This window comes from Staphylococcus sp. NWU MK-U1 (genome assembly GCF_033283505.1).
GTDB lineage: Bacteria > Bacillota > Bacilli > Staphylococcales > Staphylococcaceae > Staphylococcus > Staphylococcus haemolyticus.
Map to the genome: position 1 here is coordinate 1 of NZ_JAVSMG010000006.1, position 11,591 is coordinate 11,591.

An 11,591-nucleotide genomic window follows, 5' to 3' on the forward strand; every position below is an offset into this window, starting at 1 on the left:
CGCATTTTCAGTTCAGTCAGCTACTGCGAATTTGCAAAATAGCATCATCATATTATTTATGTCCCAGGCTCTTTTTAATGTATAAAATTATTTTGCATATTCTTTTTTATATAAGTGTCCCATAGTAATAAATGCTAAGATACCAAATATTGCTAAAAGAATAAATGCTAAATGACTTGAACCTGTTAGACCTGTTACATAAGTAATTACTAAAGGTGGGAAGAATCCTCCTAAACCACCCATCATAGAAACAATACCATTAGCTGCACCAGATTCTTTTGCGAAGTAAGAAGGTACAAGTTTAAATATTAAACCATTACCTAAACCAGCACAGATACTGATAGTTAAACAACCGATAGTAAATAAAGCAATATGACTTGAAATTCCTAAAATAACAGCACCTATAATCATCATAATAAAATCGATCATTAGTACTTTCACAGCATTAAATTTATCTCCAAGTATACCGCCAATAGGTCTTAAGAAAGTTGCTAAAGCAATGAATACACCTGAACGAATACCTGCATCAACTTTATCAATTCCAAAGTTATTTACTAAGTAGTTAGGTAAGAATAATCCAAATGCAACAAATGCACCAAACGTAATAAAATACCAAAGACTTAAGTAATATAGCTTATAATTCGATGATAATTTTTTAAACTGAGATGCTAAAGGAACTTTCACTTTCGGTTCATTTTTATCGCCAAAAATAAACATTAAAATTGCAAAAATAGCAATAATAATTAAGTAACTTCTTACTGTTGTTTGCCAACCTATAATACCTGCAATTGGTGGTGCTAAGAATGATGATACTGCCGTACCAATGTTACCCATACCGTAAATTCCATTCGCAAGCCCTACTTTATCTTTTGAAAAATATTTAGGTACCGATGTAACACCTACAGAGAATATCGCACCTCCAACACCTAAAAAGAATCCTGATAACATTAACATTCCTGGCGTTTGCGCTTGTCCTAAAAAGAAGATAGGAAATAATAATACGACAAAACTACAAAAGAATACCCATTTCGCACCAATAACATTCGTTAAGTAACCAAATGGTACACGTAAGATTGAACCTAATATTACTGGAATTGCCAGTATAATTGACAACTGCCTAGGATTAACTTTAATATCTTGAGAGATATATGGCATTAACGGAGAAATAATACTCCATGCCATGAAACCTACTACAAGAATTAACGTTTGTAATGTAAGTTGAAAGCCACCTTTTGTCTTATACATTTTTTCACCTTCATCATTTAATTTTCTATATCAGTAATTGTTATATAAAAGAGGTCAAAAATTTATAATACAATCACATTACTGATTACAATTAAATTTTAGTGTAATTGTGAAAAAATGAACATAAGGACATTCCCTTATACTGACTGGGAATCCCCCTATATTTTCATTTTTAAATGCACAAAAAAACTGAGACATTGCTGAATTGTCTCAGTATCATTTTCATCATTTAAAAATCTAATAATTTCTTTTTTAATGCATATTCAACTAACTCAGGTTTAGATTTTAAATCGAGTTTAGTCATTATATGTGTTTTATGCGCTTCGACCGTTTTGACCGACACGAATAACTTTTCAGCAATATCTTTATTGCCATACCCCTTTGCAATTAAAGGTAATATTTCTAGTTCGCGCTTAGACAATATTTTAAATGGATCGTTAGTAGATACTTCATCTGAATGTTTATGATTTACAAATTCATTCACTAATGACGTTGTTAATTTCATATCTACATATGTTTCGCCCTTATAAACTGTTCGCACTGCTAGTAATAATTGTTCATCAGGTGCATTCTTTAATATATATCCTTTAGCACCATTACGAAGAACGTGGAATAGATATTCTTCATCATCATACATCGTAAGTATTAATATTTTAGTTTCTGGAAAACTCTCTGATATTTTACTAGTTGCAATTAAGCCTGATTCACCAGGCGGCATACTTAAATCCATAATTAAGACGTCTGGCTTATGCTCCATCACCTTTTGATAAGCTTCTCCCCCATCAGCAGCAGTTGCAACCACTTCCATATCCTCTTGAAAGTTTAATATCATTGAAAATCCTGTTCTAACGACTGCATGATCGTCTGCAATTACAATTTTCACTTTATATTCCCCTAACATATTTTAGACTGGCACATCTAATGTAATAATTGTACCTTTACCAATATGTGTTTCAATATTCACTGTACCTTTAACAAGTTCTGCTCTTTCATTCATACCATATAGTCCTAATCCCGTGCCTTGAGGTTTTAAATTAGGATCAAAGCCTTTACCTCGATCAATAATTTCAGCGATAAGGCCTGCTTCCGTTTGTTGAATCGTCACTTCCACTTCATAAACACCTGCATACTTTAATGCATTAAATATCGCTTCTTGAACAACGCGATAAACAACCGTTTCAATTTCACTATCGAAACGTATATTTTGAATATTTGATTGATAGACAACATTTAATCCATAATTATGCTCTAATTGTTTGAAATAGGATTTAAAAGCCGCTTCTAATCCTAAATCATCAAGTGATGAAGGTCTTAATTCTACTGATAGATTGCGAATATCATTGATTAAATTAGACATTAACATTTCGATATGTTCAGATTTCTCTATGAGTTGAGCCATATCTTGTTGATATTTCAATAATCTCAATTCAACATCTACATTTAACATCTCTTGAACAACACTGTCATGTAATTCTCTAGATATACGTTTTCTTTCATTTTCTTGTGCAGCTATAGTTTTACGTAACATCTGACGTTGATACATCTTTTCTTGTCGCTCTATTTGTGGAGATATATCTTGTAATGTAAAAGCGTAGATTTGTGCCTCATCATCAATACATTGATACGAAGCAGTAAATGGTTGAATTTTATTATCTACCGTCTTCATGAATACTTTGAAGTTCATATCATTAGGCTTTGTCGTATCAAGATAACAGTTAATGCAACTTTGTAATGCAAATTCGTTAGAGTAACCTTCACAACGATTACATATCGCATTGGTCATCGCACTATAGTTGTTATCCTTTGAAATAATCTCTTGTGCTGCGTCATTCATCGCGATAACTTTACCATCATTATTTACAAATACGATTTTTTCACTCGTCTTTTCGTAATATTTTTTTAGTAAGTTCTCTAAATCAAGATTATCAACATCCAACATTTTAAACACCTACATTTCTTCTGAAAATGTCCAAAGTTTGCCACTAATATCCAAAGTTTCATAATCAGGAAGAGGCTTGCCATCTCTCTGACCTAAGAGTAACACACCATACACCTGATTATTGTAACACAATGGGATAGATACCATTGCAGTTAGATTTTCGGCAATTAAGATTGGATATTTAATCTTGTCTTCTGGTGTTAAACTTGCTACTACGTCGGCAATGATCATGCGTTTTCCAGTCTTCATAACCATACCGGCTAAACCTCGCCCTTTACGCAAGATAATCATTTTATAGCGATCATTCAGGTTACCTGAGACATAATGCCATTTAATCGGTGCTGAAGTCATATGATGCTCGTAAAGTGCAACCCCTGCGAAATCATACCCTTCACTGACCCTTAGATTATTCAATTGTTGTTGGAAATCCTGTTCTTCAAATACTGGATTCGTAATCACATTTGAATCTCCTCTCATACTCATGAACGTGTTTTATGTTTACGATAAACAATATATCTACGATTAGTATACGATAGCGGTACACTCCAAACATGAACTAAGCGAGTGAATGGCCAACAAGCTAAAATTGTAAACCCAAGTAAGATGTGAATTTTAAAAGATAAAGGAACACTCGTCATCAGACTCGCATCTGGTGAAAATGTAAATAAGTGTCTAAACCATATAGATATCGTTTGACGATAATCAAAATCACTTACCATTGCATTCGTAACTAATGTTGAATAACAACCCATGAAAATAATTAATATTAATAAGAAATTTACAAATATATCAGAAGCTGAACTTAGCTTTCTAACATTTTTAATAGTAATTCGTCGTGCTGTTAATAGTAACATACCAATAAACGTCATTATACCAAAGATACTACCGATGTATACAGCACCAAAATGATACATTTCCTCGCTTACACCTAATCCATCAATCCATTTAGCTGGTATAGCGAGACCTACGACGTGACCAAAAAACACCGGGATGATGCCCAAATGGAATAATAAGCTACCCCATTTTAATTGTTTTTTCTCTAAAAATTCACTCGATTTAGCAGTCCATGAGAATTGATCATATTTATAACGAGCGATGTGTCCAACAATGAAAATGGCTACACATAAATATGGAAATATAATCCATAAAAATTGATTAAGCATGAGATGTCACCTCATTTGGAATTTCTAGACAAGCTTTTAATGTATTTCTTAAAGCACGTATCACATAAGCATAAGGATTGTTATCTTGAGCTAAATGATTTGCCATTTCATACGTACCGTCTTCAATAATCATAATAACTAGTTCAATATTACCTTCTGCTCGTGGATCATTTTGCCATGATGCTACGTGTAAGAATTGGAGCATCAATGGTAGATAATCTGATAACTCGTTATCTACCATTTTCAACCCAAACATTTCATATAACACTTTAAGTTTAGCCAACATTTGGCCTCTTTCTTTTTGAGTATCAAATTTGTTGTAAGTCATATAAAGCGGTGATTTCTTATTAAAATCAAAGGTATCTGTATATATTGCTTTAATTTCTGACAATGTGAATTGATGCATAATCTCTCTGTATTTTACTAAATCATCATAACCAGGATGAGAGGGTTCAATCGTTTCTTCAAATGTTTTTGGATGAAACGTTAATTTCTCTGGGAAATTAAGCTGCTGAGCGATATAACCAAAACTTTCTTGATAATAATGAAATTGTTGTAAATTAATCACGGAAAATCCCTCCATAGAAATTCTCATTATAAATTTCTTGTCCTGTTTTTCCTGAACCTACTGGAACACCACAGCCTTCACAATTGTCTCCGAAGTATTCGCCACCATACCCTTGGCTACCTTGCGCATGGTACGTATCTAAATATGTTTCTTTATGAGATGTTGGTACAACAAAGCGATCTTCATATTTTGCTAAACCTAATAAACGATACATATCTTTAGTTTGAATTTCTGATAATCCAAGTCTTTCTAATTTAGAAGTATCAAACTCTTTACCAGTAACTTGTGAGCGCATGTAACTTCTCATCATAGCCATTTTTTGTAAAGATTCTTTAACAGGTTGGACATCTCCGGCAGTAAATAAATTAGCTAAGTATTCTATTGGTAAACGCATTTCTTCAATAGCTGGGAAAATCATATCTGGGTTTTGTCCTGCATTTTTACCTTCAAAATAACTCATAATAAGACTTAATGGTGGGCAGTACCAAACCATAGGCATTGTTCTAAATTCTGGATGTAAAGGAAATGCTAATTTATATTCAATTGCCAGTTTATACACTGGTGAATTTTGAGCTGCTTCAATCCATTCATAGCTAATGCCATCTTTTTCAGCTTGTTCAATCACTTCTTCATCAAATGGATTTAAGAAAATATCTAATTGTTTTTCATATAAATCTTTTTCATTTTCAGCTGAAGCTGCTTCATGAACTCTATCGGCATCATATAATAATACACCTAAATATCTCATTCTACCTGTACATGTTTCAGAACAAACAGTTGGTAATCCAGCTTCAATTCTTGGGAAACAGAATGTACATTTCTCAGCTTTGTTTGTTTTCCAGTTGAAGTAAACTTTTTTATAAGGGCAACCAGTCATACAGTAGCGCCAACCACGACATGCATCTTGGTCAACTAAAACAATACCATCTTCATCACGTTTATACATTGCGCCAGATGGACATGAAGCTACACAACTAGGATTTAAACAATGTTCACAAAGACGAGGTAAATACATCATAAATGTTTCATCAAATTGGAATTTAATGTCTTCTTCAATTTTTTGAATATTTGGATCTTCTGGACCAGTAATATGTGCACCGGCTAAGTCATCTTCCCAGTTAGGCCCCCACTCAAGATTAAGTTTCTCACCTGAGATAAGTGAGTGCGCTTTAGCAACAGGAGAATGCTTACCTTCTTTAGCAGTAGTTAAATGTTCGTAATTGTATGTCCATGGTTCATAATAATCTTTAATAAGAGGCATATCTGGGTTGTAAAAGATTTTACCTAACGCCATTTTTGTCCAACGACTACCAGATTTAAGTTCTAATTTTCCTTTTTTATTTAAGACCCATCCACCTTTATAATGTTCTTGGTCTTCCCATCGTTTCGGATATCCTACACCTGGTTTAGTTTCTACGTTGTTGAACCACATGTATTTTGCACCTGGACGGTTAGTCCAAGTGTTCTTACATGTTACGCTGCAAGTGTGGCAACCTATGCATTTATCTAAATTTAACACCATTGCAATTTGCGCTTTAATCTTCAAGCCAATTTACCTCCTTCATCTTTCTCACTGCTACATATACGTCACGTTGATTTCCTATTGGTCCATAATAGTTAAAGTGATAACTAATTTGTGCGTAACCACCTACAAGCTGTGTAGGTTTCAAATGAATTCTTGTTGGTGCATTGTGTGAACCGCCACGAGTATCTGTAATTTCTGATCCTGGTGTTTCAATGTGTTTATCTTGTGCATGATACATAAACATTGTTCCTCTTGGCATACGGTGTGATGTGACTGCTCTTGCAGTTACCACACCATTTCTGTTATAAACTTCTAACCAATCGTTATCATTAATGCCGTGCTCTTCAGCATCCTCATTAGATAACCAAACGACTGGACCACCTCTAAATAATGTCAACATACGTTCATTATCTTGATATGTTGAGTGTATATTCCATTTACCATGAGGTGTTAAATAACGTAATACTAATGCATCCTGTCCACCTTTAACTTGTTTATCTCTAGTACCAAATACCATTGGTGGTAATGTTGGTTTGTATACTGGTAAACTTTCGCCAAATTGTTGGAATATTTCATGATCGATGTAATAACTTTGTCTACCTGTTAATGTTCTAAATGGTACGAGTCGTTCTATATTAGTTGTAAATGGAGAATATCTACGTCCATTTTTGTTTGAACCAGGGAACACAGCTGTTGGTATAACTTCGCGTGGTTGTGATGTAATGTTTAAAAATGAAATCTTTTCAGATGCACGTTCTTTTGAAATGTCTTTTAATTCCATTCCTGTTTGATTTTCTAAATCTTCGTATGATTTTTGTGATAATTTGCCGTTAGTAGCTGATGATATATTTAAGATTGCATCTGCTACTTTTCTAGCAGTATCGATACGTGGACGATTATTTCTGACTGATTCAGGGTCCTCATCATTCCAAGTACCTATCATACTTTTAAGTTCTTCATATTCATCTTTCACGCTGAAGCTTACGCCATGTGCACCAACTTTTCCTTTTTCAAGTAATGGACCTAAAGTCACATATTTATCGTAAATTTTAGTGTAATCTCTATCTACGACTGCGAAGTTTGGCATTGTTTTACCTGGAATGGCTTCAACTTCTCCTTTAGACCAATCTTTAACAATACCGTATTCTGAGCCTAATTCCTGTTTAGAATCATGGCCAAGTGGTGTCGTTACAACATCTTTAAATGTTCCTGGCAAGTAATCTTTCGCCATTTCTGAAACAGCTTTACTTAATGTTTTATAAATATCCCAGTCTGAACGTGATTCCCATAATGGATCAATCGCTGGATTAAATGGATGAATGAATGGATGCATATCTGTTGATGACAAATCGTGTTTTTCATACCATGTTGCAGCTGGTAATACGATATCTGAGTACAATGGTGTCGCAGTCATTCTGAAATCTAGTGACACTAGTAAGTCTAATTTACCTTCTGTATCTTCACGCCATTGAATTTCTTCTGGTTTGTCTTCTTCGTTAGGTTCAGCCATTAGTCCTGAACGTGTACCTAATAAATGTTTCATAAAGTACTCTTGTCCTTTGGCAGAACTTGAAATTAAATTTGAACGCCATACGAATAATGTTTTCGGATGGTTCTTTCTTAAATCTGGATCTTCTATCGCAAATTGAGTTTCTCTATTTTTAACTGATTCGATTGCTCTATTTAATATCGCTTCATTAGAGTCATCGCCGGCATCTTTTGCCTCTTCTCCGAATAACAAACTATTCTTATTGAATTGAGGGTATGACGGCAACCAACCTAATCTAGCAGCTGTGACGTTATAGTCAGCTGGGTGTTGATGTTTAATATTATTAGCTAATGGAGATTTTAATTTATCAACATTAGATTCCTCATATTTCCATTGATCAGTCGCAAAATAGAACCAACTTGTACCATTTTGCAGACGTGGTGGTCCTTGCCAGTCTTTCGCAAAGGCTACTGTATTCCAACCTTCAATTGGGCGACATTTTTCTTGTCCAACGTAGTGTGCCCATCCACCACCGTTAACACCTTGACAGCCACATAAAAGAACAAGATTTAAAATCGCTCGATAAATCGTATCTGAATTGAACCAGTGGTTAATACCAGCACCCATGATTATCATTGAGCGTCCTTTTGTATCGATTGCATTTTGCGCAAATTCTCTAGCTACTTGTGTTACTAATTCTGGTTTAATACCAGTTACTCGTTGTTGCCATGCAGGTGTATATTTTGATTCAGCATCGTCGTATGAAGTTGCTTCTAATTCATGATTAAATCGTTTAATGCCATATTGACTTGTCATTAAGTCATATACTGTCGCTACATACACTTCTTTTCCATCAGCTAATGTTACTTTTCTAGTTGCTATTGGTCTTTCAAAAATACCGTCACCTTGACTATCAAAGTAAGGGAATTGAATTGTTTTTAGTTCGTATGTGTCGTCTGCCATTGACATCGCTGGATCAATCTTAGAACCATCTTCATTTTCTAATTTTAAGTTCCACTTCTTGCCTTCTTCCCAGCGTTGACCCATTGTGCCATTAGGTACTACAAACTGATTACTATTCATATCGTGAATGACTGGTTTCCATTCGCTATTTTCACTTTCCATACCTAAATCACTTGCACGTAAGAATCGTCCTGCTTTATAGCCATTGTCATCTTCGTCTAACATAATCACGAAAGGCATATCTGAATATTGTTTTGAATAGTTAATGAACATTTCACTAGGCTTATCTTGATAGTATTCTTGTAAAATAACATGTGTCATTGCTTGTGCTACTGCTGCATCAGTACCAGGATTAGGCGCTAACCAGTTATCCGCGAATTTAACATTTTCTGCATAGTCAGGTGCTACTGAAACAACTTTAGTCCCTTTATATCTCACTTCAGTCATAAAATGAGCATCAGGTGTTCGTGTAAGTGGTACGTTTGAACCCCACATAATAATATATGAAGCATTGTACCAATCACTTGATTCAGGTACGTCAGTTTGTTCACCCCAAATTTGTGGTGACGCAGGCGGTAAATCAGCATACCAATCATAAAAACTTAACATTTCTCCACCGAGTAAGTTGATAAATCTTGCCCCTGCAGCATAACTTATCATTGACATGGCAGGAATTGGTGTGAATCCTGCGATTCTATCTGGACCATCCTTTTTAATTGTATAAAGAATTTGTGCAGCAATAATATCTGTTACATCTTTCCAGTTAGCTCGAACATGTCCACCTTTACCACGTGCTTGTTTATATGCTTTTGCTTTCTCTTCGTCTTCAACAATAGATGCCCACGCTGCTATACGATTTCCATTATTTTCTTCTAAAGCAGTATTCCATAAATCTAATAATTTACCTCTAATGTATGGATATTTCACACACAGTGGACTATATTCATACCAAGAGAATGACGCACCACGTGGACATCCACGAGGTTCAAATTCTGGCATATCAGGCCCACAACTTGGATAATCGATTTGTTGATTTTCCCAAGTGATTACGCCGTTTTTAACAAATACTTTCCATGAACATGACCCTGTACAGTTAACACCATGTGTTGTTCTAACTACTTTATCGTGACTCCATCTTTCACGGTACATTTTTTCCCATTCTCTACTTTTGCTCTCAAGAACTGACCAGTTACCATTAAATGTCTCAGTTGGTTTGAAAAAGTTTAATCCAAATTTTCCCATCTATATGAATCCTCCTACCGTTAAAGGTATTAACTTATTCCGATTTGCCGTTTTACTTTTGAATTTATAATGATTGTACAATTTTTCACATTCATTAGGTATTAGGGAATGTCCTAATTCGCATGGGGGAATCCCTAAAAAACAAAAAAGCAGGTAGTGGTACATAACGTTCTAAGAATTCGTTATACCACTCCTGCAAGGATGACTTATAAATTAATATATTTAATTTTATTGTTATTGATTATTTGTGTATATAATTGTTGTTGTGATGGATGGTAACTTTCATCAACGTGCACTAAACAACGATATCCTGTTTCAGATAATTCTTCAGCTTTTAATAAAGCATCTTCTTTCGAACCTTTTATAACATACAATGAATCATCTAAATTTCTTTCATGCTCTTGTTTCAACACTTTATCATTATCAATATGGTCAACAATAGCGCCTAAAATACAAATTCCTGGTTCACCTTCAAGTTCATGTTGTTGTAATTGATGCTCAATGGTGCTTAATTTACCAACGATGACGCGTTGGTTATGACACGTAGCATTAAACACAATTGCTATCGAATAGTCCTCTGAAGTATAAGCTGTGATTTGATCAATGATACGGCCCAATCGCTTTATCCCCATATAGATGGCTAATGTCCCACCATTAATCAAATTACGTATATCTGTTTCTTGATTGATTGAATCTTTGAAATGGCCTGTTGAGAAGGTCACACTAGGCGCTACTGATCTCATTGTTAATCCTAAATCCATTGTTGCAACAGCTGCACTTGCCGAAGTTACACCAGGAACAATTTCATATTCGATACCATAGTCTTTTAAAGTATTGACTTCTTCAGTAACACGACCGAATATTGCTGGATCGCCACCTTTGAGACGAATGACTGTTTGATACTTTTTAGCCGCTTCAACGATTTTTAAATTAATTTCGTCTTGTTGTATATGTTTAGCGTAAGGCTTTTTACCTACATCAATGAATTCCGCATCAGCGGGTGCATATTGAAGTATGAGTGGGTTTACTAAACGATCATATAGAATAACTTCAGCTTTCTTAATACATCGTTCTGCTTTTTTCGTTAATAGATTAGGATTACCAGGTCCAGCACCTATCAAGTAAACCTTTGATTTTTCATCTACAGACATACATAAACGTCTCCATCGATGACTTCAACTTGATATGTTTCAACACATCCAGTATCAGGTTCTTGTACCTCGCCACTTCTCAAATCAACCTTTTGATCATGTAAAGGGCAATAAACGTAGTCGCCACTTACTGTTCCTTCTGATAATGGTCCTTGTTTGTGAGGACAAATGTTATTAATCGCATGAATGTCTCCACTTTCAGTTAAGAAAATGCCAATTTCTTTACCATCAACAATCACTTTTTTTCCAATCAATGGTGTTAATTCTTCTAATGTCGTTACTTTAACTTTTTCCATAGATTTCATA

Annotated in this window: 10 protein-coding genes; all 10 read right to left on the reverse strand. The window is 34.7% G+C overall.

Annotated elements, in window-relative coordinates; all coding sequences use genetic code 11:
- Nucleotides 1-87: 87 nt before the first annotated feature.
- A complete protein-coding gene (locus tag SBL16_RS09040; protein ID WP_317953787.1) occupies nucleotides 88-1,245 on the reverse strand; it encodes a nitrate/nitrite transporter in 1,158 nt (385 codons plus the stop codon).
- Nucleotides 1,246-1,474: 229 nt separating this feature from the next.
- The gene (gene nreC, locus SBL16_RS09045) at nucleotides 1,475-2,128 is read right to left on the reverse strand and encodes a nitrate respiration regulation response regulator NreC (protein ID WP_053016568.1); all 654 of its coding nucleotides are present in this window, start codon (nucleotides 2,126-2,128) and stop codon (nucleotides 1,475-1,477) included.
- 21 nt (nucleotides 2,129-2,149) lie between these two features.
- A complete protein-coding gene (gene nreB, locus SBL16_RS09050; RefSeq protein WP_107612267.1) occupies nucleotides 2,150-3,184 on the reverse strand; it encodes a nitrate respiration regulation sensor histidine kinase NreB in 1,035 nt (344 codons plus the stop codon).
- Nucleotides 3,185-3,193: 9 nt separating this feature from the next.
- Nucleotides 3,194-3,643: a nitrate respiration regulation accessory nitrate sensor NreA gene (nreA, locus tag SBL16_RS09055; protein ID WP_107612268.1), complete on the reverse strand. Its 450-nt coding sequence runs from the start codon at nucleotides 3,641-3,643 to the stop codon at nucleotides 3,194-3,196.
- 20 nt (nucleotides 3,644-3,663) lie between these two features.
- Nucleotides 3,664-4,347, reverse strand: coding sequence for a respiratory nitrate reductase subunit gamma (narI, locus tag SBL16_RS09060; RefSeq protein ID WP_011274982.1), 684 nt, complete (start codon nucleotides 4,345-4,347; stop codon nucleotides 3,664-3,666).
- Nucleotides 4,340-4,915 (reverse strand): nitrate reductase molybdenum cofactor assembly chaperone, encoded by a 576-nt coding sequence (narJ, locus tag SBL16_RS09065; protein WP_011274981.1) that lies wholly within the window; start codon nucleotides 4,913-4,915, stop codon nucleotides 4,340-4,342. The genes narI and narJ overlap by 8 nt, the downstream gene beginning before the upstream one ends.
- Nucleotides 4,908-6,461 carry a nitrate reductase subunit beta gene (gene narH, locus SBL16_RS09070; RefSeq protein ID WP_317953795.1) on the reverse strand — a complete coding sequence of 518 codons (1,554 nt, stop codon included), beginning with the start codon at nucleotides 6,459-6,461 and terminating at the stop codon, nucleotides 4,908-4,910. The genes narJ and narH overlap by 8 nt, the downstream gene beginning before the upstream one ends.
- On the reverse strand, nucleotides 6,451-10,134 hold the full coding sequence (locus SBL16_RS09075) for a nitrate reductase subunit alpha (protein WP_142813484.1): 3,684 nt from the start codon (nucleotides 10,132-10,134) through the stop codon (nucleotides 6,451-6,453). The genes narH and SBL16_RS09075 overlap by 11 nt, the downstream gene beginning before the upstream one ends.
- A gap of 206 nt (nucleotides 10,135-10,340) precedes the next feature.
- Nucleotides 10,341-11,285 carry a uroporphyrinogen-III C-methyltransferase gene (gene cobA / locus SBL16_RS09080; protein ID WP_107612271.1) on the reverse strand — a complete coding sequence of 315 codons (945 nt, stop codon included), beginning with the start codon at nucleotides 11,283-11,285 and terminating at the stop codon, nucleotides 10,341-10,343.
- Complete coding sequence (gene nirD / locus SBL16_RS09085; protein WP_011274977.1) at nucleotides 11,276-11,590, reverse strand: nitrite reductase small subunit NirD; 315 nt, start codon at nucleotides 11,588-11,590, stop codon at nucleotides 11,276-11,278. The genes cobA and nirD overlap by 10 nt, the downstream gene beginning before the upstream one ends.
- Nucleotide 11,591 lies beyond the last annotated feature (1 nt).

What these genes read in the sequence shown, in the direction of transcription:
- SBL16_RS09040 (WP_317953787.1), bottom strand. Translation starts at nt 1,245, where the DNA reads ATGTATAAGACAAAAGGTGGCTTTCAACTTACATTACAAACGTTAATT.
- nreB (WP_107612267.1), bottom strand. Translation starts at nt 3,184, where the DNA reads ATGTTGGATGTTGATAATCTTGATTTAGAGAACTTACTAAAAAAATAT.
- cobA (WP_107612271.1), bottom strand. Translation starts at nt 11,285, where the DNA reads ATGTCTGTAGATGAAAAATCAAAGGTTTACTTGATAGGTGCTGGACCT.
- narI (WP_011274982.1), bottom strand. Translation starts at nt 4,347, where the DNA reads ATGCTTAATCAATTTTTATGGATTATATTTCCATATTTATGTGTAGCC.
- nirD (WP_011274977.1), bottom strand. Translation starts at nt 11,590, where the DNA reads ATGAAATCTATGGAAAAAGTTAAAGTAACGACATTAGAAGAATTAACA.
- SBL16_RS09075 (WP_142813484.1), bottom strand. Translation starts at nt 10,134, where the DNA reads ATGGGAAAATTTGGATTAAACTTTTTCAAACCAACTGAGACATTTAAT.